Raw genomic sequence first — 23310 nt, forward strand, 5'->3', positions numbered from 1 at the left:
ACGTTGCTTCCGGCCAGGACAATTGACATCACGCCGTCAAACGATCATCCCGGAAATCGCGCAGTGCCTGTTCGATCTCCTCACGGGTGTTCATCACCAACGGCCCATACTGCACGATCGGCTCTCGCAGCGGTTTGCCTGCGATCAGCAGGGCGCGCGCACCGTTTTCGCTAGTGATGTGCAGTTCGCCTTCATCGCCCAGACGCGCCATGCGGCGAGTGCCGATCGCTTGTGCGCAGCCTTGCACCTCAATGTTGCCTTCATACACGTAGAGCAATGCACGGTGACCTTGCGGGATGCGTGGGCTGATGCCGCTGCCTGCCGGCAGGTGTAAATCGAAATACAGGGGCTCGGTGTCGGGGCGCTGCACGGCGCCGGTCTGTTGAACCTGACCGTCATCGAACTGACCGGCGATCACCACCACGTCGACGCCTGCCTGTGTGGTCAGACGAGGAATGTTTTCCGGTTGGATGTCCTGATAACTGGCATCGGCCAGCTTGTTCTTGCCCGGCAGGTTCAGCCACAGCTGGAAGCCGCGCATCACACCTTCTTCCTGCTCAGGCATTTCGCTGTGGATGATGCCGCGTGCTGCGGTCATCCACTGCACGCCACCGCCTTGCAGCAGACCGACGTTGCCCATGTGGTCTTCGTGGCGCATGCGGCCTTCGAGCATGTAGGTCACGGTCTCGAAGCCGCGATGCGGGTGTGGCGGAAAGCCTGCGATGTAATCGTCGGGTTTGTCGGAGCCGAACTCGTCGAGCATCAGGAAAGGGTCGAACTGCTCGACGCCCTGGCCGCCAAACACCCGCGTCAGGCGCACGCCGGCACCATCGGAAGTCGGCTGGCCGGCCTGGATCGACAGGACTTTACGAAATTGAGTCATGAACATGCACTCCTCATAGGGGGTAATGGACCTATGGTATGCCTGTTGGATCGATAGATGGGTTTGAATAGTGGGGCGGCTTGATCGGATTGATCGATAGATGTGTCGTGTTTTGAAGCTTATGGATGCCCACGTCCGCTTTCTGAAGAGACGCGTAGCCAGCTCCCAAACAAAAACGGCCAGCCCGAGTGATCGGGCTGGCCGTTTTTCAGCGCGTTTCGCTTATTCGGCGATCTGCAACTTGCGTGACTCGGTGTAGACGTAGCGCACCTTTTCATACTCGAAAGGCGAGTTCAACTGGCCATAGCGGAAGCTGGTCACATAGCGTTTGTCGACGGCCCGCAGCACGGTGATTTCCGGGTGATCGTTGCTGACTTCAGCCACGTTCAGGAAGTTGATCTGCGTTTCTGCGGTGTAGTCGACCAGCAGCCCGCCGGTGTCACGCAGGTTGGATGGACCGAACAGCGGCAGCACCAGGTAAGGACCTGCAGGCACGCCATAGAAACCCATCGTTTGACCGAAGTCTTCGCTCTGGCGCGGCAGCCCCATCATGGTCGCCGGATCCCACAGACCGGCAATGCCGATGGTGGTGTTGAGCAGCAAGCGGCCGGTGGTTTCCATCGAGCGTTCGCCCTTGAACTGCAGCAGACTGTTCAGCAGGTTGGGAATGTCGCCCAGGTTACTGAAAAAGTTGCTGACACCGCTGCGCACAAAGCCAGGAGTCACGTAGCGATAGCCGTTCACGACCGGCAGGAACACCCACTCGTCGAAGCGGTAGTTGAAGTGATAGACCCGGCGGTTCCAGGACTCCAGCGGGTCGTAGACTTCCAGGGCATTGATGGACGCACGCTCGAACTCACGCTGGTCCAGGCCCGGGTTGAACTGCAGCGACTTCAACGGCTGGGTGAAACCGTCAGCGTCCACCTGACGTGTGACGGTCGCAGGGTGCTGGGCTTTGTTGCTGGTGTCCGCGTCAGCGGCCTGGGCCGTGCCGGCGCTGAGCAGGGCGGCAAGGAGTAAAAGACGTTTAGCCACGGAAGAACTCCAGCATGGCGTCGCTGTTGACGCGGTAATTGATGTTGCCGCAATGGCCGCCGTAAGGGTAAACGGTCAGGCGATCGCCGAAAGTCTTGCGCAGGAAGCCCAGGTCACCGGAGCCCAGAATCACGTCGTCTGCGTTGTGCATGACTGCAATTTTGGTGTTGCTGTGCAGGTAATCCTTGAGTGCATACAGGCTGACCTGATCCACCAGTTGCAGCAGGCTGCCACCGTCGGTGCGGGCACGCCACATCGGGATTACTTGCTCGGTCAGGTAGCAGTCGAAGTCGCACTGTAGGGCGCGCTTGAGGAAGGGGGTCAGGCTGGTGCCTTCAGTGATCGGAAACTTGGGCGGCGTAATCAGGCCACGACGGTTGATCAGGTCTGAGGTGAACGCGATGTCGGCCGACGAGAAGCGGAACGAGGTGCCGATCAGCATCGCCATCTGTTCATTGGTCAGGTGCTGCTTGGACTGTTGAAAGTCGAACAGCAGGGCGTCGTTAAGGTCGATGTAACCCTTTTGCCGGAAGTAGCGCGTCAGCTTGGCCAACACCAGTTCGTAGAAGGTTGTGGTGTTGTTGATGCCCTTGACGTTGGTCTGCACCAGTTTGTCGAGGTTGCTGATCGAGGTGTACAGATTGACTGGCGGGTTGAGCAACAGCACTTTCTTGAAGTTGAAGCTGCGTCGGGTTTCGTCCAGTTGGCTGACGAATGCAGCATTGAGTGCGCCAAGGCTGTAACCGGTCAGGTAATAGTCGGTAACAGGCAACTGGGCCTGCTGGGCACGGATGGCCTGCATCACCCGATAAAGGTCTTCTGCGTCATCCTTGGAAATGCCGGGCGTGGCGAAGCGTGAAGCCGAGCTCATGAAGTCGTAGCTGGTGGGCGACGACAACTGCACAACATGGTAGCCCGCGCCGTAATACAGCTTTTTCAGGAATTCATTGATGGTGCTGTTGTAAGGCGCGCCCGTGCCTGCAATCAGGAAGATCAGCGGCGCGGCGTGATCCTGTTTGGCCAGGCGGTAGTGCAGTTTCTTCACGGCCCAGAAGTTGTCGGGCAGCGTGAATTCACGCTCAGGGTGCAAGTTAAGCGTGTAGACATCCTGATCGATGTCTTCATCATCAGGCAGGTCGGGACGCAAGTCGGGCGGCGTTGTAGCAATGGTTGCTTCAAACGGGTTAGTCAGCGGGTAGCCATAGGTAGCGGGGTCGACATTGGTCGCCAGAGCGGACGCACTTAAACACAGGCCACCAAGAACGGTAGCGAAGCGCAGAAAACGGAGCATGACTAAATCCCTTGGGAAAGAAGTGCTGATGAGGTACGCAGGCTATGACCACCGGGATAGTGCCAAAGTGCCGCATTGCCGGAAGAACCTTTGTAAACCTGACGGAACAATACACGGTCTGTGGATTTTGCAATGCACATCTGTGCGTTTTTTTACGCCAGACCGGTTTTTAGCGTCTAAGCGAGGTGGCAGCGGCGCGATCCGCAGAGCAGGCAGTGTCAGAGGGGCAGGGTGTTACTGGAGACAGAGCGCAGGCCTGACAGGCAGACAGCACAAAGGAGAGCCGGGGCTCTCCTTCTAGTGTGTTTTGCAGGCTCTTTTTATTGTTATAGGGTGGCTGTTGTTGTTTTTGGTACCTGACCCTTTACAGCGTTTTTGTGCGACCCCCATCCGGGGTCAAGAGCAAACGTATTTTTTTGAGCGCTGATTCACTTTAACCACCTGTCTGCACAACATCATGGTCCAACCGGTTCTGGCACTACCTCGGGGTAGTTTTATTGTTCTCTGTCCGATCGCGGGGCCTCAGTAGGAGAAGTCCCTGTAAAGCTGATCCACTCCAAAAAAATCTGTTAGCTGCGTCTCTGTCCGTGTTGTTCTTGTTATGTCAGAGCCGTTACGTCTTGTTCTTATTGGTTTGCTGCGCATTTCTTGTTTTTGTTGTGCAGGAGAGATAGCAGAAGCTGTGCCAACTTTTATAAATCTATATAAATCAATGGTTTATAAAAAATGCGACGTGCGAGGCGGGCTTGGCGCGTGTCAGATTGTTTCCGTGTTACCCGAAACAGCCGTGCTCCAGCAAGGCGCGGTAACACATCCTGTTTCCGGCTCAGCCCGGCTCAACATGACACGTCGTCGTTGGTTGACGTCCCCGGTCAAGCGTTGGTTTTTTTGCCGACATGCAAGATCCAGACGGAATTTCGGGTTTTTTTTGCCACCCATGTCGCTGATGGCTTGGTGATGTCGTTTCCCGTTGTTCAGGTGTCGCAGACAGAGCATGTCGCAACCCTGTGCAGGTTGATCATCAAGGTGGCGTTGCGGTGCGTGACATTGCGCGCAGGACCGATCAAAGCGTGAAGGTCGCCGCGTGCCCCAAAGCCGGGCACGCAGGCGGTCTTGAAAAACAACGTTAACCATGCCCGACAACCGTCGGTGCAGGACTTCCGGGGAAGTGACGATGAAGATGCGAAAAATCCTGGGGGCGGGTGCCGCTCTGGTACTTGCTGTCAGCTCCACGCTGGCCCTTGCTGAAACCAAGACGCTGACCATTGGCTATGTAGAAGGCTGGTCCGACAGCGTGGCCACCACCTTCGTGGCATCCGAAGTGCTCAAACAAAAGCTGGGTTATGACGTCAAGTTGCAATCCGTGGCGGCCGGGATCATGTGGCAGGCCGTGGCCACCGACAAGCTGGACATGATGTTGTCCGCCTGGCTGCCGGGTACTCACGGTGAGTACTACGCCAAATACAAGGATCAGGTCGTCAACTACGGACCCAACTTCAAGGACGCCAAGATCGGTCTCATCGTGCCGGAATACGTGAAAGCCAAATCCATCGAAGACCTCAAGACCGATGATTCCTTCAAGAAGAAGATCACCGGCATCGATGCAGGCTCAGGCGTCATGATCAAGACCGATCAGGCCATCAAGGACTACGGACTGGACGGCTACAAGCTGCAGGCCAGTTCTGGCGCTGGCATGATTGCCGAACTGACCCGGGCCGAAAAACGTAACGAATCCATTGCCGTGACCGGCTGGGTGCCGCACTGGATGTTCGCGAAGTGGAAACTGCGCTTCCTGGAAGATCCAAAGGGTGTCTATGGCGCGGCTGAAACAGTCGACAACGTTGCAAGCCTGGGCCTTGAGAAGAAAGCGCCTGACGTTGTGGCGTTCCTGAAGAAGTTCCAGTGGGCGTCGAAGGACGAAATTGGCGAGGTCATGCTGGCCATCCAGGACGGCGCCAAGCCTGAAGCTGCTGCAAAGGAATGGGTGGCCAAGCACCCTGACCGCGTTGCGGAGTGGACCGCCAAATAACGCCCCAAGCGTCTGCTTCAATGCTTACAAGGCCGTCGGGCGTCATTGCCCGACGGCCTTTTGCGTGTCAGGTGCCCCTGTTTTCAAGCGCCAGTGAGGTGGAAGATTCACGATCCTGTGCAGCATCACGAATCCACGGCTAATGTCGTTCTAATACTAAGGTCGTCTGGAGTGCGCGCCGGACCTGACTAAAGTGGAATACGTGACATCTCATCTGTGCTGCGAGGACAAAAACAATGAACGACAGCATTTACCTCTCGATTCAAAACAGCCCGCGTTTCAAGGAGCTGGTTTCCAAGAGAGAGCGTTTCGCCTGGATTCTCTCGGCGATCATGCTTGGACTTTACGCTGCATTCATCCTGATGATTGCGTACGGGCCACATATCCTGGGTGCCAAACTGAGCGCGACCTCTTCTATTACCTGGGGAATGCCGATCGGGGTGGGCCTGATTGTTTCGGCATTCGTCCTGACGGCCATTTACGTACGCCGCGCCAATGGCGAGTTCGACGACCTGAACAATGCGATTCTCAAGGAGGCTCAGCAATGATCCGTCGTCTATCTCTGGCCATTGGCCTTTCTGTCTGTGCGCCGGCCCTCATGGCGGCAGATGCCCTGACCGGGGCGGTACAAAAACAACCCCTGAACGTTTCGGCGATCGTGATGTTCCTGGCGTTCGTCGGCTTTACGCTCTACATCACCTACTGGGCCTCGAAGAAAAACAAGACAGCGTCGGACTATTATTCGGCAGGCGGCAAGATCACGGGTTTTCAGAACGGTCTGGCTATCGCGGGCGACTACATGTCGGCGGCGTCCTTCCTGGGTATTTCCGCGCTGGTGTACACCTCCGGCTACGACGGCCTGATCTACTCGATCGGCTTTCTGGTGGGCTGGCCGATCATTCTGTTCCTGATCGCCGAGCGCCTGCGTAACCTGGGCAAGTACACCTTTGCCGACGTGGCCTCCTATCGTCTCAAGCAAAAAGAGATTCGCACCCTGTCAGCCTGCGGTTCGCTGGTCGTGGTTGCGTTCTACCTGATTGCCCAGATGGTCGGTGCCGGCAAGCTGATCCAGCTGTTGTTCGGGCTGGATTACACCGTCGCGGTGGTACTGGTTGGTATCCTGATGTGCCTGTACGTGCTGTTCGGCGGCATGCTGGCGAACACCTGGGTACAGATCATCAAGGCCGTGATGTTGCTGTCCGGTGCCTCGTTCATGGCGCTGATGGTGATGAAGCACGTCAACTTCGACTTCAACGTACTGTTTTCCGAGGCAATCAAGGTTCACCCTAAAGGTGAAGCGATCATGAGCCCTGGCGGGCTGGTGAAAGACCCGATCTCGGCGTTCTCGCTGGGCCTGGCCCTGATGTTCGGTACTGCAGGTCTGCCTCACATCCTGATGCGCTTCTTCACCGTGAGCGATGCCAAGGAAGCCCGCAAGTCTGTGCTGTATGCCACCGGCTTCATCGGTTACTTCTACATCCTGACCTTCATCATCGGTTTCGGCGCGATCCTGCTGGTCAGCACCAATCCGATGTTCAAGGACGCGGCCGGTGCGCTGTTGGGCGGTAACAACATGGCGGCGGTTCACCTGGCAGACGCAGTGGGTGGCAGTCTGTTCCTGGGCTTCATCTCGGCGGTTGCGTTCGCGACCATTCTGGCCGTTGTAGCCGGTCTGACCCTCGCCGGTGCATCGGCGGTGTCTCACGACCTGTACGCCAGCGTGATCAAGGCAGGCAAGGCCAACGAGAAGGATGAGATTCGCATCTCGAAGATCACCACCATCGCTCTGGCGGTCGTGGCCATCCTGCTGGGCATCGCCTTCGAAAGCCAGAACATCGCGTTCATGGTTGGCCTGGCGTTCTCGGTAGCGGCGAGCTGCAACTTCCCGATCCTGCTGCTTTCCATGTACTGGAAAAACCTGACGACCCGTGGCGCCATGATCGGCGGCTGGATGGGGTTGATCAGCGCAGTTGTGCTGATGGTGCTCGGTCCTACCATCTGGGTGCAGATCCTGCACAACCCGAAAGCCATCTTCCCTTACGAATACCCGGCGCTGTTCTCCATCGCCATTGCCTTCGTGGGTATCTGGTTCTTCTCCATCACCGACAAGTCGAAAGCGGCAGAGGGCGAGCGCGCCTTGTTCTACCCGCAGTTCGTGCGCTCGCAGACTGGCCTGGGTGCCAGCGGTGCGGTGTCACACTAAGCGATACGCGACATGAAAAAAGCAGCCCGCGGGCTGCTTTTTTTTGTCCAATAAAAAGCCCCGCTTGCAAGAGCGGGGCTTTGAGCAGAACGTTATATTCTGCCGAGCAATACCAGAATCAGCAGAATGATCAGGATCGTACCGATCACGCCCGACGGACCGTAGCCCCAGCTGCGCGAGTGCGGGAAGACCGGCAGGCCGCCGACCAGCAGCAGAATCAGAACAATGATAAGAATAGTGCCGATGCCCATGATGAGTTCCTTCTTGTAATTCCGGTTAGAGTTCCTGCAGTTAAAATCTTTCAGCTCTAAGGCTTTGGATTTTACCTGCTTGAAACATCCGACTCCGGCAAATCGTGAAAGGTTCGGCTGATGAAGAATAAAAACTTACAATTTTTAAAATTCTTTACTATCAGTGGCTTACAGATATTTTTGAGGATTTCCCAGTGTCGTATATATCAAGAAACGCTGATAAAAGATTGAACTAATGCCGCCTCTAAACATCCGCTCCCGCCTGCTGACCGATTAAGGACGTCTCGATGATCTACCGCGTTGCTGCCGATGCTGTGGTGTTTTTTCATCTGGCATTTATTCTGTTTGTCCTGTTCGGCGGTTTACTCGTGCTGCGCTGGCCTTGGGCAGCAGTGCTGCACGTTCCCGCGATGGTATGGGGCGCGGCTGTCGAGTTCCTGCATCTGTATTGTCCGCTGACGCCGCTGGAAAACGCGTTGCGCAGCAGGGCGGGCGTGCAGGGTTATGACGGAGGTTTCGTCGAGCACTACCTCATCCCGCTGATTTACCCCGCAGCGCTGACGCCACAGATCCAGCTCTGGCTGGGAGGCATCGTTGTGTTGGTTAACGCATCGGTCTACGGCGTGTTGTTGGTACGAGGCGCGCACAGGCTCAGGCGCGTATGAGACGCGGGTTAGCTCTGGGTATTCAGCGTTCTGATGTTGGGGTTGCCCGGCACCGGCTGTGATTACACTGGGATCACTCCTGTACATCACAAGGCATTCCGCTATGCAAAACCGCATCATGATTACTGGCGCCGGTTCGGGGTTGGGCCGTGAAATTGCACTGCGCTGGGCGCGCGAAGGCTGGCGTCTGGCGCTGTCGGACGTCAACGACGCCGGATTGCAGGAAACCCTGGGCCTGGTTCGCGAAGCCGGTGGCGACGGGTTTGTGCAGCGTTGCGACGTGCGTGATTACAGCCAGTTGACCGCGTTCGCTCAGGCCTGCGAAGAGCGTTTCGGCGGCATCGACATCATTGTCAATAACGCAGGCGTCGCCTCGGGCGGATTCTTCAATGAGCTGTCGCTGGAAGACTGGGACTGGCAGATCGCGATCAACCTGATGGGCGTGGTCAAGGGCTGCAAGGCGTTCCTGCCGATGTTGCAGGCCAGCAAGGGCAAGATCATCAATATTGCCTCGATGGCCGCGCTGATGCAGGCTCCGGCCATGAGTAACTACAACGTGGCCAAGGCCGGTGTGGTCGCTTTGTCTGAAAGCCTGTTGGTGGAACTGCGTGACCAGGAAGTGGGCGTGCATGTCGTCTGCCCGTCATTCTTCCAGACCAACCTGCTGGACTCGTTTCGTGGGCCTACGCCTGCGATGAAGGCACAGATCGGTCGGTTGCTGGAAAAATCACCGATCACGGCGAGCGACATCGCCGATCACATTTTCCAGCAGGTCGGCAAAGGCGAATTCATGATCCTGCCTCATGAAGAAGGGCGCATGGCATGGGACTTGAAGCGTAAGCAGCCCGAGGCCATGTATGACGAGATGACCGTCATGTGCGCGAAGATGCGTGCCAAGGCGCGACAAGCGCATTGATGGCGCGTGCCATGCGCGTTCGGAGTGAAATTTCCTACCTTTTTGGCTAGCAGGTAGGACGTTTCCGTCAGTGCGCTCCTGCGCACTTGAAGGACGTTACTGATTTGCCATTCCCGTATTGAAGCCCCCCGTCCTGCGCTGCACCCTGACTCTTTTGTAACAACAAGAGAGTCGACAAATGCTGGTACTGACGCGGGAAATTGGCGAGACCTTTTCGATCGGTGACGACATCACCGTGCAGATTCTGGGTGTGAACGGCAATCAGGTCCGGCTGGGGATCGATGCGCCCAAGGACATCAAGATCCATCGCGCCGAGGTCTTTCGACGCATTGCCAACAAGCTGGCACAGCAGCAGCCCGGATCGCCTGCTGCCTGATAATCAGTCGAAGAATTCCTTGGGCACGTCGTGCTTGAGCATCAACTGGCACTGCTGACTTTCCAGGTCGAAAAAGATCACGGCCTGGCCTTTGGTCAACGCATGGCGAACGCGCAGCACACGGGTCTGTAGCGGGGTCTCGTCACCATTGTCGGTGCCTTCGCGCGTGACGAAGTCCTCGATCAGGCGGGTGAGGGTGTCGGGTTCCAGCTGGTCGTAGGGGATGAGCATGGTGGTTCTCGTGTCGATAGCCAGCGATGATAGTGCGGTGATGGCGGATGTCGCAATTTATAAGGCCATCAGTGGGGGATGCCCACATAACGTGATCGTACCCATCGCCGCGCGTTGGCATGCAGCCATGGCACAGGCTGTGGATTCAGTGAGCCCAGCGCTCGACTCACGTCACCTTTTCGCCCCTCGGCGACCTACTTTGACGGGGCAAAGTAGGCAAACCCCTTAGCTCCGGTTCCGGCCCCGGCTTCGCCGGGGTTCCTTCGTCCTGACACTGATTCGGGGGTCGCCGCAACGGGCCATCCATGGCCCAATGCGGCTCAATCGGCATCCATGCCGATTGCCCCCCGAATCAGCGCCAGAACTCAGCCTTCACCCGCGTCGCGATCGGTGGTGTTCTCACTACCGCGTTAAAAAAGCGCGTCAGTGCTGCTGGCTTATTCAGTGAGCCAAATGACTTGGCTGTAACCACGAGCGCATAGCACGATCGACAATCGGAAGCCTTTACTCTTCCCGATTCTGCCCGATCAGACTGTCCACCGGCGGTACTCGAGTGTCCGATTCCATCTGCGCATCGTGCTCGATCTGATGGCTGAACTGATCAAGCGAAGCCTGAGCCGGTTTGGCGTCGCTGGCGAACACGGGCGGGCTGAGCATGTAGGCACCGAGCAATTTGCTCAGGGCCGCCAGGCTGTCGATATGCGTGCGCTCATAGCCATGCGTCGCGTCACAGCCGAACGCCAGCAGCGCAGTGCGGATGTCGTGGCCCGAGGTCACCGCCGAGTGCGCGTCACTGTAGTAGTAGCGGAACAGGTCACGGCGCACCGGCAGCTCGTTCTCCACACCCAGGCGCAGCAGATGGCGCGACAGGTGATAGTCGTAAGGCCCGCCCGAGTCCTGCATCGCCACGCTGACCGCGTGCTCGCTGGAATGCTGGCCAGGTGCAACGGGTGCGATGTCGATCCCGACAAACTCACTCACGTCCCATGGCAATACGCCCGCAGCACCCGTACCGGTTTCTTCGGTAATGGTGAACAGCGGGTGGCAGTCGATCAACGGTTCGGCACCGCTGTCGACAATCGATTTCAGCGCAGCCAGCAAGGCGGCGACGCCAGCCTTGTCGTCCAGGTGGCGGGCGCTGATGTGACCGCTTTCAGTGAACTCCGGCAGCGGGTCGAAGGCCACGAAGTCGCCGATACCGATACCCAGCGACTCGCAGTCGGCGCGGGTGGTGCAGTAGGCGTCAAGGCGCAGTTCGACGTGGTCCCAGCTGATCGGCATCTCATCGACCGCTGTATTGAAGGCGTGCCCGGACGCCATCAGCGGCAAGACGCTGCCGCGAATGATGCCGGTATCGGTGAACACGCTGACCCGGCTGCCTTCGGCAAACCGGCTCGACCAGCAGCCGACAGCGGCCAGCGCCAGGCGGCCGTTGTCCTTGACCTCGCGCACGCTGGCACCAATGGTATCCAGGTGCGCGGAGACGGCGCGGTCGGGCGAGTTTTGTTTGCCCTTGAGCGTCGCGCGAATGGTGCCCCGGCGTGTCAGTTCGAAGGGAATGCCTATTTCTTCCAGGCGTTCGGCGACGTAACGCACGATGGTGTCGGTAAAGCCGGTCGGGCTTGGGATCGCGAGCATTTCCAACAGAACTTTCTGCAGGTACTTCAGATCCGGATCGGGGATATTTGCAGGGGTCATGGAAGGCTCCTCTTGGGTAAAGCGGCAAACAACGAGCTGAAGCGGCAATGGGATCGCCGCTTCAGCCCAAGGCTTGGAGCTGTCTAGGTATGCGCAGGCAGGCTGTGCGGAAACAGCAGATCGACGAAGCGTTCGGCAGTGGGTTGAGGTTCGTGATTGGCCAGCCCGACACGTTCATTGGCTTCAATGAACACGTACTCGGGTTGATCGGCGGCCGGGACCATCAGGTCCAGGCCGACCACCGGAATATCCAGTGCACGCGCGGCACGTACTGCTGCATCGACCAGCACCGGGTGCAGAATTGCTGTGACGTCTTCTAGGCACCCGCCGGTGTGCAGGTTCGCCGTGCGGCGTACGGCCAGCCGCTCATCCATCGGCAGCACCGTGGAGTAGTCATGGCCGGCTTCGCGCACAGTGCGCTCGGTCTCTTCGTCCATCGGGATGCGGCTTTCGCCATCGGTGGCGGCTTCGCGGCGGCGGCTCTGGGCTTCGATCAATTGCTTGATGGTATGGCGGCCATCGCCGTTGATCTCCGCCGGACGACGGATCGCGGCGGCTACCACCTCGAAACCGATCACCACGATGCGCAGGTCGAGGCCTTCGTGGAAGCTCTCGAGGATCACGCGGGTGTCGAACTGGCGCGCACGTTCGATGGCATTCTGTACATCCTCGAACGTGCGCAAATCTACGGCAACCCCCTGACCTTGCTCACCGTCCAGCGGCTTGACCACCACCTGCCGGTGTTCCTCGAGGAACGCACGATTGTCGTCCTCGCTGCCAGCCCGCTGCTGGGCAGGCAAGCGTAGCCCTGCGGCCTTGAGTGCCCGATGGGTCAGGCTCTTGTCCTGACACAGGGTCATGCTCACGGCGCTGGTCAGATCGCTCAGCGACTCGCGGCAGCGAATACGCCGTCCGCCATAGCTGAGGGTAAACAGTCCTGCATCCGCGTCGTCCACCTGCACGTCAATACCGCGCCGGTGAGCCTCTTCGACGATGATCCGCGCATAAGGATTGAACTCCGCTTGCGGGCCAGGACCGAGGAACAGCGACTCGTTGATGCCATTCTTGCGCTTGATGGCAAAGGTCTGCAGATTGCGGAAATTCAGCTTGGCGTACAGCGCCTTGGCTTGCTCGTTATCATGCAGCACTGACAGGTCCAGGTAACTCAGACCACGGCTCATGAAATGTTCGACCAGATGCCGAACCAGCACTTCACCGACGCCTGGGCGGGTGCACTGCGGGTCGACCGCCAGGCACCACAGGCTGCTGCCTTTTTCCGGGTCGTTGAAGGCTTTCTGGTGATTGAGCCCCATCACACTGCCTATGACCGTGTTAGTGCTCTCATCTTCGGCGATCCAGTAAACCGGACCACCCTGATGACGTGGCGTCAGCAAGGAGTGGTCGATCGGCAGCATGCCACGCGCCAGGTACAGGTTATTGATCGCCTGCCAGTCCGCGTCGCTCTGTGCGCGACGAATGCGATAGCCGCGAAATACCCGCTGTGCAGGGCGATAGTCGCTGAACCAAAGGCGCAGAGTGTCCGAAGGATCCAGGAACAGCTGTTGCGGAGCCTGCGCCAGCACCTGTTGAGGCGCGGCCACATACAGCGCGATGTCTCGTTCGCCCGGTTTCTCGTGCAGCAGGTCCTGAGCCAGCGCGGCCGGATCCGGATAGGTGTGGCCGATCAGCAGTCGGCCCCAGCCACAGTGCAACGCCAGAGGCTCGGCCTCCAGCGGGCTGCCGTCTTCGGCGAAACGCGCCTGCAGACGTTCGTACGAGGGCGACTGTCGGCGCAACAGGCGTTGGCTGTAAGTCGTCGCATTCTGTTTCATGGGATCACAGTCCTTGTTCGCTGAGCCACAGGTTCAGCGCTGCCAACTGCCACAGCTTCGAGCCACGCAGCGGGGTGAGTTGACCTTCCGGATTGGTCAGTAGCTTGTCGATCATGGCCGGGTTGAACAGGCCGCGGTCCTGACTAGAGTCCGTCAGCAGCTCACGCACCCAGTTCAGGGTATCGCCCTGCAAATGCTTGAGGCCCGGCACCGGGAAGTAACCTTTTTTGCGGTCGATCACTTCGGATGGAATCACCATGCGCGCAGCTTCTTTGAGCACGTGCTTGCCGCCATCCGGCAGCTTGAACTTGCCGGGAATCCGGGCGGACAGCTCTACCAGTCGGTAGTCCAGAAACGGCGTGCGCGCTTCCAGACCCCAGGCCATGGTCATGTTATCGACACGTTTGACCGGGTCGTCCACCAGCATCACGGTGCTGTCCAGACGCAGAGCCTTGTCGACGGCTGCGCTGGCGCCGGGCTGCGCAAAGTGGTCGCGAACGAAATCACTAGCTGCATCGTTGGCGGTCAGCCATTTGGGTTGCACCGTTTCAGCGTATTCGGCGTAACTGCGGTCCACAAAGGCGTCGCGATAGGCTGCAACCGGGTCGCTTGCACCATCCACCTGCGGGTACCAGTGATAACCGGCAAAGAGTTCGTCTGCACCCTGGCCGCTCTGAACCACCTTGCAATGCTTGGCCACTTCACGCGACAGCAGATAGAACGCGATGCAGTCGTGGCTGACCATCGGCTCGCTCATCGCGCGGAACGCGGCAGGCAGTTGCTCGATGATTTCGTTTTCCTGAATGCGCAACTGGTGATGGCGCGTGCCGTAGTGTTTGGCGATCAGATCCGAGTACTGGAACTCGTCGCCGCGCTCGCCGCCCGCATCCTGGAAACCGATCGAGAAGGTGGACAGGTCTTCAACGCCCACTTCACGCAACAGACCGACCAGCATGCTGGAGTCGACACCACCCGACAGCAGTACACCGACGTCTACCGCAGCGCGTTGACGAATCGCCACGGCTTCGCGTGTGCTGTCGAGTACGCGGTCGCGCCAGTCTTCCAGGGTGAGGTTTTTCTCGTCCTCATGCGGACCGTACGGCAGCGTCCACCAGACTTTCTGTTCCACCTGGCCACTGGCGTCGATACGCATCCAGCTGGCCGGCGGCAGTTTTTCAACGCCCGCCAGCAATGTGCGCGGTGCAGGCACCACGGCGTGGAAATTCAGGTAGTGATTCAGGGCAACCGGGTCGAGCATAGGGCTGATATCGCCGCCTTTAAGCAGCGCAGGCAGCGACGAGGCGAAGCGCAGACGCTTGTCGGTCTTCGACAGGTACAGCGGCTTGACACCCAGGCGATCTCGGGCGATGAACAGGCGCTTGCTGTCCCGCTCCCAGATGGCGAATGCGAACATGCCATTGAGCTTGGGCAGCATGTCTGCGCCCCAGGCATGGTAGCCCTTGAGCAGCACTTCGGTGTCACCACCGGAATGGAACTGATAGCCCAATGCTTCAAGCTCGGCGCGCAGCTCAGGAAAGTTGTAGATCGCGCCGTTGAAGGCCATGGACAGACCCAGCGTGCTGTCGATCATCGGCTGCGCCGATCCATCAGACAGGTCCATGATTTTCAGTCGGCGATGACCAAGGGCAATCGGCCCCTGGCTATGAAAACCCCACGCATCCGGGCCGCGAGGCGCCAGCTCATGGGTAATGCGTTCAACAGCGGCAAGATCCGCTGGTTGATGGTCGAAACGTAGTTCACCTGCTAGTCCGCACATAAGTCCTTACCGGGTTTCCGTTGGGGAGGTGGCTGAGAAAGTCCAGCCACCCTGAAACTGACCCGAGCGAATCGCGGTAGTTTTAGATCAAAAAGTTATAAATAACAGTTCTCGCTGGACGCGGTTCAGGATTTTGAAACCCATGCTGACAGTGTGGAGCGCGCGATCAATACCCGGTCATTTCCAGATAACCTACGCCGTTCTGGCTACCACTGAACCTCACCGGACCCTCCCAATAGGGAATGCTCGTACCCATCCAGGCCTTGGGATTGAGCGCTTCGGTGGTGATGTTCAGTTGCTTGCCGGGGATCTTGATTGACCAGCTGGTCGGCACCTGACGGTCGCCGATGATTGTGGTCTTGAGCGGTTCAAGGCTGAGTTCATCAGCGCCCAATAACCGGGTAGTGCCATCGGCGCCTATCCAGTTACCGGTCACATAGGGCGCAGCGTTTTTGTGGCGAATTCTATAAAGCATCAACCGGTCACCACCCGCAAGTTGCAGGGAAAACCAGTCCCAGCCGGTCTGAGTGGCGGCCAGTGGCTGGCTGCTCCATTCCCGGTCCAGCCAGGCGTCGCCCGTGACCTGATAGGTTTTGCCCTCAAGTTCAATGCTGCCCTTGGCATCGAAAAACGGTTGGCTGTAGTAGTACGACGCCTGTCCGGCATCGGACTTCTGGCTGTAGCCCTGATCGCCTTGCAGCACCACGGGGCGGGTGGTGGTGAGGTTCAGGCGATAGCGGAAATCCTTGCCGCTGGCGGTCAGGTTCAGATTGGCCAGAGGATCGTCAGCCGTTGTGGCACTGCTCATTGACCAGTCGTCGATCCAGGCGGAGAAGGGCGTGGCCGTGACGTTGGCCTGACCGACGCCGCCACGCGCGTAACGCTCTGCCACGTAATGCCCGGTGGCCGAGGTGGCAGCAGCGTGTCCCAGCCAGATCGTGCCGTCGTTCCAGCCACTGCCGATCCCGGTTCCGGGCCGAATGGCATTGCGAAACAGGGTCCACTGCACGCCGAACGATTGACCCTTATCGTCCTTGAGCGTCGCGGTGATGTACCACCATTCGATCCGGAAACCGGGGTGCTGCCCGTGGTCCTGCGGGAAGGAAAATATGCGCCCCGGCCTGACCTGGCTATAAGCGTCCGCATTGTTGCTCAGCCCTGCGAAATCGCCGTCAGGCAGCGGCTTGTCGTCGCAGGCGCCCAAGAGCAGTGCCGCGCTCAAAAGCAGCCATTTAACGTTCATGGGCAAAGGTCCTCAGCAGGTCGCTCGGACGACTTCTGTGCAGCTTGAACAACGGCCAGGCGGAGGCCAAAAGGGTCGCCAGCATGGCGAGAAGCATTAAGTGCAACAGTTGCAGCGGGAAAACCCGAAGGGGTAATCGCCAGCCGAACGCCTGCACGTTAATCACCGCATTCAGGCACCAGGCCATCGCCAGACCCAATGGCAACGCCAGTAACACGGTCAGCGCAGCGAGCATCCAGGTCTGTCCCAGATTGAGCAGCATCAATCTACGCCGTGTCACACCCATCGCCCATAGCGGCGCGAGTTGCCCCAACCGGCTCTGGCTCTGGGTCAGCAGGCTGATGAACAGCGCGACACCCGCGATACCCAGGGTCAGGCTATTGAGTGCCGCGGTGGCTGCGAATGTGCGTTCAAATACCTGACTGGACCAGCGCTTGAGTTGGCTCTGATCGATGATGTGATTCTCGTCCAGCGCAAATCGCTCCCGCAGGGCGTTGACCAGCGGTTCGATAGCCGGTTGGGCGATTCGGAGATTGAAGCGGATGGGCGTCAAGTGCGGCCAGTGGGTAAGCAGGTGCCTGGCGTTGACCAGTAAATGGCCTTTGGGATTGCCGTAATCGGCGTAGATGCCCACGATCCGCACTGGCCATTGTCCTGCAGGGACGGGAAGGCTCAGCGTGTCACCCAGCCTGAGATTCAGTCGGCGAGCCAGTTGTTCGCTGAGCATGACAGTGTCCTGATTGACCAACTGACCCCAGGCGTCCGACGACGCGTCGAGCAACTCCCAATGCTGGCGATAGGTGCTGTGATCAATCACGCCAAACAGGTCGGCGGGCCAGCCTTGCAGTTGCACCGGCACTTGCCAGTTCGGCAGCACCGCGTTGATCTCCGGTTGCTGGCTCAGCCAGTCCTGCAACGGTGCGGCTTGCGCAGGGTTTTGCGGGCTCACGTACAGCTCGGCGGTCAGGCGTTGCTCCAGCCAGCTGTTGAAGGTTTCACGAAAGCCCGATGTCATGCTGCCTGCGCCGATATTGGCTGCCATCGCCAGTAGCAAAGCCATCAATGCCAGGCTCAACGCAGGCAACTGCTGTCTGCAATCAGCCAGGAACCACTGGCCTGTGACCGAGCGGCTGCGGGTGAGTAAAGCGCTTAGCAGTTTGTCCAGTAATACCGGCAGACCGAGGGCAGCGCCGAGCAGTATGGCGCTGATCAGGACGAATCCCATAAGCAACGAATCACCCAGCCACAAAGCCACAGCAGCAATCACTGCGCAGGTTATCGCGACCCAACCTTGCCGCCGCAGCCAGCGAGCATGAGCCTGCTGCCAGGCCTGCGCATCGGCCAGCGCCAGCAACGGCAGGCGCGCGGCGCGCAGTAAACTGTTGGCCCCTGCCAGCAATGCCCCGAGCAGGCTGAGGCCGATGCCGCTGACCCACCACCACAGGCTCAAATTCAGTTGTCCGGCGACCTCTGCGCCATAAAGCCCCCGCAGACTGGCGACCACATCAGGCAGCAGCAGACTGGCCAGCAGGTAGCCGCTGATCACCCCCAATATCCCGCCGAACAGGGCCAGAACACCGAGTTCCACGCCCAGCGTTGTAATCAGCAGCCGGGCCGTGACGCCCGAGGCCCGCAGGTTACGCAGCAGGCTGCGGCGTTGCTCAAGCGCCAGACCAATGGCCGCGTGCACGATGAACAGCCCGACGATGAACGACAGCACTCCCAGTGCATTGAGGTTCAGGTGGAAACTTTCGGTCAGGCGCTCAAGGTTGTTTTCTTCGCCTGCCTTTCTGATCACCAGTTGGTCGGCCAGCGAAGCCGGCATCGACGCCGTGAACCCTTCGGGTAGCAGTAGGCGGGACAATTGAGCGTTCGCCCCCAGCAGCGGCTGGGCGAAGCCGATATCGGTGAGCAGCAGACCGGGCGCCATGTCCGGTGTCGCGCGAAGGGGCGGCAGCGGTACGCCGTTTTCTGTCCTCGGCTGCTGGCCTTCCTTGAGGTTCAACTCTTGCAAAGTCTGGGGCGCGATCCAGGTCGCGCCCGGCGGCTTGAGAAAGTCCTCGACCTGTTCCGAGTTCAGTGTCTGGCCCGCCAGTGCAGTCCCTCTCGGCAATGTCACCGGCTCGATGCCCATCAGTTGCAGCGTTCGGCCTTCAAGCCCTTCAAGGGTGATCCTACCCTGCACCACGGGTGACACCGGCCAACCCTGACGACGCATTTCAATGAACAGCTCTTGTGAGAACAGCTTGCCATCAGTCGCTTCGATACGGGTCTGCGGCTGACCGCCGATCAACTGGCTGGCTCGCTGATAACTTTCCCGCGCCTGACTGTTGAGCGCCTGCACGCCGGTCAACAGGGCAGTCGCGAGCCACAGACCGGTCAGCAGGCTGAAAAACTGCACAGGATGGCGTCGCCAGTGGCTGAGCAGGGCGCGTAAGGTCCAGTAGAACACCCGCATTTCAGCGTTCGCCTTCGTTCGCCAGGCGGCCCAGATGCAGCACCTGTTGGCGCGCCAGACGTGCCGCAATGCGTGGGCTGTGAGTGACCATCAGCAGCGTGGTTGCGCTGTCATCGAGCAAGTCCAGCAGTAACTGCAGCACCTCTTCACTGGTGGTCTCGTCGAGGTTGCCGGTGGGTTCGTCCGCCAGTAGCAGGCCCGGACGTGAGGCGAGGGCGCGGCCGATGGCGACACGTTGCTGCTGGCCGCCGGACAACTGCTCGGGGTAACGGTCCAGCAGTTCATCAAGGCCCAGGCGTTTGACAAGCCGCGCCTGCCAGACTGCATCGTAACGCCCGGCCAGACGGGCCTGAAAAGCAAGATTGTCAGCGACCTTGAGGCTGCCGATCAGATTGAACTGCTGGAACACCAGACCGATTTCCGTACGCCGCCAGTTTGCCAGCTGGCTTTCGCTCATCAGGTCCAGACGCTGCCCGGCGATTTCGAGGGTGCCTGAATCCGCATGATCAAGTCCTGCGATCAGGTGCAGCAGCGTGCTTTTGCCACTGCCTGATTCGCCCATCAGCGCCAGACTCTCGCCTCGCGCCATCTGCAGATCCACACCCCGCAGCACCGCCACCGGGCCTTGGGCCGTGGTGTAATTCTTGAAGACATCTCGCACTTGCAACATGAGGGGCTCGACTGGCTGTACCAAGATTAAGAATAGCGGCTGAGCGCGGGTGCGCCTCGCACAGGGTGGTGCATTCGGCTGCGCAGAGCATGGACGCTATCAGGACAACCCGTCTATTTATTCTCGCCCCGAATCAACCCACGCAAGGCAAACCGGTTCGGGTGACAGGCCTCGGCGACGCTGCGGGGCAGCGGCAGCGGTTCGTTGTCGAGCCAGGCGCCGAGTAATTCGGCGCAGAGGGGAGCGGTGATAAGTCCGCGTGAGCCGTGGCCGCTGTTGACGTAAAAGCCCTCCAGCCAGGGACAGGCGACGTCAGGCACCTGACGCGCATCCTTGCCCAGCGCAGCGAAGGCTTCGATAAACGCTTCCCGGTCCGCCAGCGGACCGACGATGGGCAGGTAATCCGGGCTGGTACAGCGAAACGCGGCGCGCCCCTCCAAGTGCTCGGGTGGCACGTCTGTTACTTGCAGACGCTGTACCAGATCGTGGGAGATTTCCTCGAGCATCTGCAGATTGCCCAGATGATCGGTCACGTTGGGCGTGAGATCGACGCTGTTGAAATCGAAGCTGGCCCCTAGCGTGTGCTCACCTTGCCGGGCCGGCGCGACATAACCTTCTGCGCAAACGACCGTGCTCAGGGCTGCGCTGGCCACCGTCTCGGGCAAGCGGGTGATCTGGCCGCGAATACGTTTGAGCGGCAGATCGGCGCTCTGTTTGAACTGTTTGATGTCAGCCGCACCGGCCAGCACCACGATCGGCGCGCTGTCGATCAGTCGCTGTTCATCCCACGCCTGCCACTGGCCATCGACCTGGTGCAACGCCAGGGCTTCATGATGAGCAATCAGCCGGATGTTCGGATGCGTGGCCTGCAATTCACACAACGCAGGCGGATGGACCCAGCCACCCTGCGGATAAAACAACCCGCCACTGGCCAGTGCGATGCCACTGCGCGCTTCGGCGGCAGGCTGATCCAGCAACTGCAGCAGCGACTCGGGAAAGGCGGCGGCCAGTTGCGCCTGACGCTTGGCCTCCTTGTCGTCAAAGGTCAGTTGCAGCACGCCGCAGGCGTCCCAGTCCACGCCACGCTGCAAGCGTTCGAGCAGGCGTCGGGTGTGGCCGAAGCCGCTGAGAATCAGTTGTGACAACGCCGTACCGTGGGCCGACAGTTTCAAATAGAGCACGCCTTGCGGGTTGCCCGACGCCTCCTGCGCCAGTGTTGCATGGCGCTCCAGCAGGCTCACCTGCCAGCCGCGATTGGCCAGGCTCTCGGCGGTTGCGCAACCGGCCAGCCCGGCACCAATCACCAGTGCCTTGCGTTCGCCCTGCACAACAGGCGGACGGGCAAACCAGGGTTTGGTGCCAGGCACGGGTGCAGCGTCTGCTGGCCAGGCGATGAATACGCCGCGCAATACTTCCCACTTATGGCCGATGCCCGGCACGCGCTTCATCTTGAAACCCGCTGCATTCAGCGCGCGACGCACCCAGCCGGTGCTGGTAAAGGTGCCGATGGTGGTGTGGGGCGTCGACAGTCGTGCCAGCTCGGCGAACAGTTCCGGCGTCCACATCTCGGGGTTTTTGGCCGGCGCGAAACCATCCAGAAACCACGCATCAATCTGCCCGTCCAGTTGCGGCAGCATGTGCAGCGCATCACCGATCAGCAGGGTCAGGGTGATCCGTCCCTGATCGAACACCAGTCGTTGAAAGCCCTCGTGCACAGCGACGTATTGATCCAGCAGCGGATCGGCGAAGGCCGCAAGCTCGGGCCACAAAGCCAGTGCACGTTGCAGGTCAGCACGGTCCAGCGGGTATTTCTCGACGCTGACGAAATGCAGCCGTGCGCCCGGGCGGGAGCACTCATCGAACAGTTGCCAGGCGCAGAGAAAGTTGAGCCCGGTGCCAAAGCCGGTTTCGCCGATGATCAGCCGCCCGTCTTCGGGCAACTCGGTGAAGCGACGACGCAGATCGTTCTGCACCAGAAACACATGGCGCGTCTCTTCAAGGCCTGATTCGGTGGAGAAATACACGTCGGAAAACGTTCGCGAATGCGGGTTGCCTTGTTCGTCCCAGTCGATCTGGGCGTGGCGGGTTATGGTCATGTTCGGCTCAGCGTTGGCAATGGCGGCATTTTAGCCGTCTGCGCGGATAAAAGCGGTATTGCTGTTGCACCGATTGACCCAAGCGGGCATTCAGTGGTCTCTATTGCATCTGGCCATCATCCCCAGGCCACATCTTGAAGGGAGCCGTGCATGTTTGAATCCGCTGAAATCGGTCATGCCATCGACGACGAAACCTACGAGGCCGCCGTGCCGGCCTTGCGCGAAGCGTTGCTTGACGCCCAGTACGATCTGCATGAGCAGGCCGGACGGCAGGTCATCGTGCTGATCAACGGCATCGAAGGCGCGGGCAAGGGCGAGACCGTCAAGCTGCTCAGCGAGTGGATGGACCCGCGTTACATCGAAGTGCGTACGTTCGACCAGCAGACCGACGAAGAACTGGCCCATCCGCCGGTCTGGCGCTACTGGCGACAACTGCCCGCCAAGGGGCGCATGGGGATTTTCTTCGGCAACTGGTACAGCCAGATGCTGCAGGGTCGGGTCCATGGTCGTTTCAAGGATGCAGTGCTAGACCAAGCCATCAGTGGCGCGGAACGTCTGGAAAAGATGCTCTGCGATGAAGGCGCGGTGATTTTCAAGTTCTGGTTCCACCTGTCTAAAAAACAGATGAAGTTGCGCCTCAAGACCCTGAAGGATGACCCGCTGCACAGCTGGCGCATCAGTCCGCTGGACTGGCAGCAGTCGCGCACCTACGACAAGTTCGTGCGGTTCGGTGAGCGTGTGTTGCGCCGTACCAGCCGGGAATATGCGCCGTGGCATGTGATCGAAGGGGTGGACGCCAACTACCGCAGCCTGACCGTCGGGCGTTTGTTGCTTGAAGGCATGCAGGCGGCGCTGAACAAGGTCGAACCTGAACCCAAGTCGCAAAGTGCAGGCCCGATGGCCAGTCATAGTGAAGAGCGGACCTTGCTGGACAGCCTCGACCTGAGCCTGAGTCTTGAAAAGGACGACTACAAGGAAGCGCTGATCACCGAACAGGCGCGCCTGTCTGGCAACCTGCGCGACAAACGCATGAAGCGTCATGCGCTGGTGGCCGTGTTCGAAGGCAACGATGCGGCCGGCAAGGGCGGGGCGATTCGTCGTGTCGCGGCTGCGCTGGATCCGCGGCAGTACGCCATCGTGCCGATTGCCGCGCCTACACAGGACGAGCGCGCCCAGCCGTACCTGTGGCGCTTCTGGCGGCAAATTCCGGCACGCGGCAAGTTCACCATCTTCGACCGCTCCTGGTACGGGCGAGTGCTGGTGGAGCGCGTTGAAGGGTTCTGCAGCGAGTCCGACTGGATGCGTGCTTATTCCGAGATCAATGACTTCGAAGAGCAACTCACCGATTTTGGCGTGGTGGTCGTCAAGTTCTGGCTGGCAATTGACGAACAGACCCAACTGAAGCGCTTCGAGGAACGTGAAAAGATCCCGTTCAAGCGTTACAAGATCACCGAGGACGACTGGCGCAACCGCAAGAAGTGGCCGCAATACCGGCAGGCCGTGGGTGAAATGGTGGATCGCACCAGCACCGAGATCGCGCCCTGGACCCTGATCGAGGCCAACGATAAGCGCTGGGCAAGGGTCAAGGTGCTGCGCACCCTCAACGAAGCGCTGGAGGCGGCGTTTGCCAAGGACAAGAAGAAGTAAGTCCGGCAG

General features: G+C 59.5%; 19 protein-coding genes. 7 read left to right on the forward strand and 12 right to left on the reverse strand.

Translation table 11 applies throughout. The features are described from left to right. Positions 1–28 precede the first annotated feature (28 nt). The 3 genes from BUB69_RS23240 to BUB69_RS23250 all read right to left on the reverse strand — a co-directional run bounded on the left by BUB69_RS23240 (position 29) and on the right by BUB69_RS23250 (position 3209). On the reverse strand, positions 29–883 hold the full coding sequence (locus BUB69_RS23240) for a pirin family protein (RefSeq protein ID WP_073171370.1): 855 nt from the start codon (positions 881–883) through the stop codon (positions 29–31). Positions 884–1105: 222 nt separating this feature from the next. Next, complete coding sequence (locus tag BUB69_RS23245) at positions 1106–1918, reverse strand: MlaA family lipoprotein (RefSeq protein ID WP_073171136.1); 813 nt, start codon at positions 1916–1918, stop codon at positions 1106–1108. Then, a complete protein-coding gene (locus BUB69_RS23250; protein ID WP_024685500.1) occupies positions 1911–3209 on the reverse strand; it encodes a serine/threonine protein kinase in 1299 nt (432 codons plus the stop codon). Before BUB69_RS23250 ends, BUB69_RS23245 begins: the two co-directional genes overlap by 8 nt. 1174 nt (positions 3210–4383) lie before the next feature. On the opposite strand from BUB69_RS23250, the gene BUB69_RS23260 reads away from it, so the two are divergent. From BUB69_RS23260 to BUB69_RS23270, 3 genes are all read left to right on the forward strand, one after another. Beyond that, on the forward strand, positions 4384–5238 hold the full coding sequence (locus BUB69_RS23260; protein ID WP_073171142.1) for a glycine betaine ABC transporter substrate-binding protein: 855 nt from the start codon (positions 4384–4386) through the stop codon (positions 5236–5238). 236 nt (positions 5239–5474) lie between these two features. After that, a complete protein-coding gene (locus tag BUB69_RS23265) occupies positions 5475–5786 on the forward strand; it encodes a DUF485 domain-containing protein (RefSeq protein ID WP_004879410.1) in 312 nt (103 codons plus the stop codon). After that, positions 5783–7441, forward strand: a complete 1659-nt coding sequence (locus tag BUB69_RS23270; protein ID WP_073171145.1) for a cation acetate symporter — start codon at positions 5783–5785, stop codon at positions 7439–7441. The genes BUB69_RS23265 and BUB69_RS23270 overlap by 4 nt, the downstream gene beginning before the upstream one ends. Before the next feature lie 92 nt (positions 7442–7533). Here BUB69_RS23270 and BUB69_RS23275 read toward each other — a convergent pair whose 3' ends face one another. Beyond that, positions 7534–7692, reverse strand: coding sequence for a DUF3309 family protein (locus BUB69_RS23275; protein WP_073171148.1), 159 nt, complete (start codon positions 7690–7692; stop codon positions 7534–7536). 287 nt (positions 7693–7979) lie between these two features. On the opposite strand from BUB69_RS23275, the gene BUB69_RS23280 reads away from it, so the two are divergent. The 3 genes from BUB69_RS23280 to csrA all read left to right on the forward strand — a co-directional run bounded on the left by BUB69_RS23280 (position 7980) and on the right by csrA (position 9649). Beyond that, positions 7980–8357: a DUF2784 domain-containing protein gene (locus BUB69_RS23280; RefSeq protein ID WP_073171154.1), complete on the forward strand. Its 378-nt coding sequence runs from the start codon at positions 7980–7982 to the stop codon at positions 8355–8357. Positions 8358–8460: 103 nt separating this feature from the next. Further along, positions 8461–9273: an SDR family oxidoreductase gene (locus BUB69_RS23285; RefSeq protein ID WP_073171157.1), complete on the forward strand. Its 813-nt coding sequence runs from the start codon at positions 8461–8463 to the stop codon at positions 9271–9273. A 178-nt stretch (positions 9274–9451) separates the two neighbouring features. Further along, positions 9452–9649 (forward strand): carbon storage regulator CsrA, encoded by a 198-nt coding sequence (csrA, locus tag BUB69_RS23290; protein WP_073171161.1) that lies wholly within the window; start codon positions 9452–9454, stop codon positions 9647–9649. 3 nt (positions 9650–9652) lie between these two features. Here the strand turns inward: csrA and BUB69_RS23295 are convergent, their stop codons facing one another. The 8 genes from BUB69_RS23295 to mnmC form a co-directional block, all read right to left on the reverse strand. Continuing rightward, complete coding sequence (locus tag BUB69_RS23295; RefSeq protein WP_004879420.1) at positions 9653–9880, reverse strand: YheU family protein; 228 nt, start codon at positions 9878–9880, stop codon at positions 9653–9655. A gap of 504 nt (positions 9881–10384) precedes the next feature. Beyond that, positions 10385–11578: an osmoprotectant NAGGN system M42 family peptidase gene (locus BUB69_RS23300; RefSeq protein WP_073171165.1), complete on the reverse strand. Its 1194-nt coding sequence runs from the start codon at positions 11576–11578 to the stop codon at positions 10385–10387. A gap of 83 nt (positions 11579–11661) precedes the next feature. Next, positions 11662–13410, reverse strand: a complete 1749-nt coding sequence (gene ngg / locus BUB69_RS23305) for an N-acetylglutaminylglutamine synthetase (protein ID WP_073171169.1) — start codon at positions 13408–13410, stop codon at positions 11662–11664. Between the two features lie 4 nt (positions 13411–13414). Further along, positions 13415–15187, reverse strand: coding sequence for an N-acetylglutaminylglutamine amidotransferase (locus BUB69_RS23310; RefSeq protein WP_073171172.1), 1773 nt, complete (start codon positions 15185–15187; stop codon positions 13415–13417). A gap of 166 nt (positions 15188–15353) precedes the next feature. Beyond that, complete coding sequence (locus BUB69_RS23315; protein WP_073171175.1) at positions 15354–16430, reverse strand: lipocalin-like domain-containing protein; 1077 nt, start codon at positions 16428–16430, stop codon at positions 15354–15356. Then, positions 16420–18888 (reverse strand): ABC transporter permease, encoded by a 2469-nt coding sequence (locus BUB69_RS23320; protein WP_073171179.1) that lies wholly within the window; start codon positions 18886–18888, stop codon positions 16420–16422. The genes BUB69_RS23315 and BUB69_RS23320 overlap by 11 nt, the downstream gene beginning before the upstream one ends. Position 18889: 1 nt before the next feature. Next, positions 18890–19558, reverse strand: coding sequence for an ABC transporter ATP-binding protein (locus BUB69_RS23325; RefSeq protein ID WP_073171182.1), 669 nt, complete (start codon positions 19556–19558; stop codon positions 18890–18892). A gap of 113 nt (positions 19559–19671) precedes the next feature. Continuing rightward, positions 19672–21654 carry a bifunctional tRNA (5-methylaminomethyl-2-thiouridine)(34)-methyltransferase MnmC2/FAD-dependent 5-carboxymethylaminomethyl-2-thiouridine(34) oxidoreductase MnmC1 gene (gene mnmC / locus BUB69_RS23330; protein ID WP_073171185.1) on the reverse strand — a complete coding sequence of 661 codons (1983 nt, stop codon included), beginning with the start codon at positions 21652–21654 and terminating at the stop codon, positions 19672–19674. Between the two features lie 150 nt (positions 21655–21804). Between mnmC and pap the strand changes: the two genes are divergently transcribed. Continuing rightward, the gene (pap, locus tag BUB69_RS23335) at positions 21805–23301 is read left to right on the forward strand and encodes a polyphosphate:AMP phosphotransferase (protein ID WP_073171189.1); all 1497 of its coding nucleotides are present in this window, start codon (positions 21805–21807) and stop codon (positions 23299–23301) included. The last annotated feature ends 9 nt before the right edge of the window (positions 23302–23310 follow it).

It is taken from the genome of Pseudomonas asturiensis (assembly GCF_900143095.1).
Lineage (GTDB): Bacteria > Pseudomonadota > Gammaproteobacteria > Pseudomonadales > Pseudomonadaceae > Aquipseudomonas > Aquipseudomonas asturiensis.

What these genes read in the sequence shown, in the direction of transcription:
- BUB69_RS23240 (WP_073171370.1), bottom strand. Translation starts at nt 883, where the DNA reads ATGACTCAATTTCGTAAAGTCCTGTCGATCCAGGCCGGCCAGCCGACT.
- BUB69_RS23250 (WP_024685500.1), bottom strand. Translation starts at nt 3,209, where the DNA reads ATGCTCCGTTTTCTGCGCTTCGCTACCGTTCTTGGTGGCCTGTGTTTA.
- BUB69_RS23260 (WP_073171142.1), top strand. Translation starts at nt 4,384, where the DNA reads ATGAAGATGCGAAAAATCCTGGGGGCGGGTGCCGCTCTGGTACTTGCT.
- BUB69_RS23265 (WP_004879410.1), top strand. Translation starts at nt 5,475, where the DNA reads ATGAACGACAGCATTTACCTCTCGATTCAAAACAGCCCGCGTTTCAAG.
- BUB69_RS23270 (WP_073171145.1), top strand. Translation starts at nt 5,783, where the DNA reads ATGATCCGTCGTCTATCTCTGGCCATTGGCCTTTCTGTCTGTGCGCCG.
- BUB69_RS23275 (WP_073171148.1), bottom strand. Translation starts at nt 7,692, where the DNA reads ATGGGCATCGGCACTATTCTTATCATTGTTCTGATTCTGCTGCTGGTC.
- BUB69_RS23280 (WP_073171154.1), top strand. Translation starts at nt 7,980, where the DNA reads ATGATCTACCGCGTTGCTGCCGATGCTGTGGTGTTTTTTCATCTGGCA.
- BUB69_RS23285 (WP_073171157.1), top strand. Translation starts at nt 8,461, where the DNA reads ATGCAAAACCGCATCATGATTACTGGCGCCGGTTCGGGGTTGGGCCGT.
- csrA (WP_073171161.1), top strand. Translation starts at nt 9,452, where the DNA reads ATGCTGGTACTGACGCGGGAAATTGGCGAGACCTTTTCGATCGGTGAC.
- BUB69_RS23295 (WP_004879420.1), bottom strand. Translation starts at nt 9,880, where the DNA reads ATGCTCATCCCCTACGACCAGCTGGAACCCGACACCCTCACCCGCCTG.
- BUB69_RS23300 (WP_073171165.1), bottom strand. Translation starts at nt 11,578, where the DNA reads ATGACCCCTGCAAATATCCCCGATCCGGATCTGAAGTACCTGCAGAAA.
- ngg (WP_073171169.1), bottom strand. Translation starts at nt 13,410, where the DNA reads ATGAAACAGAATGCGACGACTTACAGCCAACGCCTGTTGCGCCGACAG.
- BUB69_RS23310 (WP_073171172.1), bottom strand. Translation starts at nt 15,187, where the DNA reads ATGTGCGGACTAGCAGGTGAACTACGTTTCGACCATCAACCAGCGGAT.
- BUB69_RS23315 (WP_073171175.1), bottom strand. Translation starts at nt 16,430, where the DNA reads ATGAACGTTAAATGGCTGCTTTTGAGCGCGGCACTGCTCTTGGGCGCC.
- BUB69_RS23320 (WP_073171179.1), bottom strand. Translation starts at nt 18,888, where the DNA reads ATGCGGGTGTTCTACTGGACCTTACGCGCCCTGCTCAGCCACTGGCGA.
- BUB69_RS23325 (WP_073171182.1), bottom strand. Translation starts at nt 19,558, where the DNA reads ATGTTGCAAGTGCGAGATGTCTTCAAGAATTACACCACGGCCCAAGGC.
- mnmC (WP_073171185.1), bottom strand. Translation starts at nt 21,654, where the DNA reads ATGACCATAACCCGCCACGCCCAGATCGACTGGGACGAACAAGGCAAC.
- pap (WP_073171189.1), top strand. Translation starts at nt 21,805, where the DNA reads ATGTTTGAATCCGCTGAAATCGGTCATGCCATCGACGACGAAACCTAC.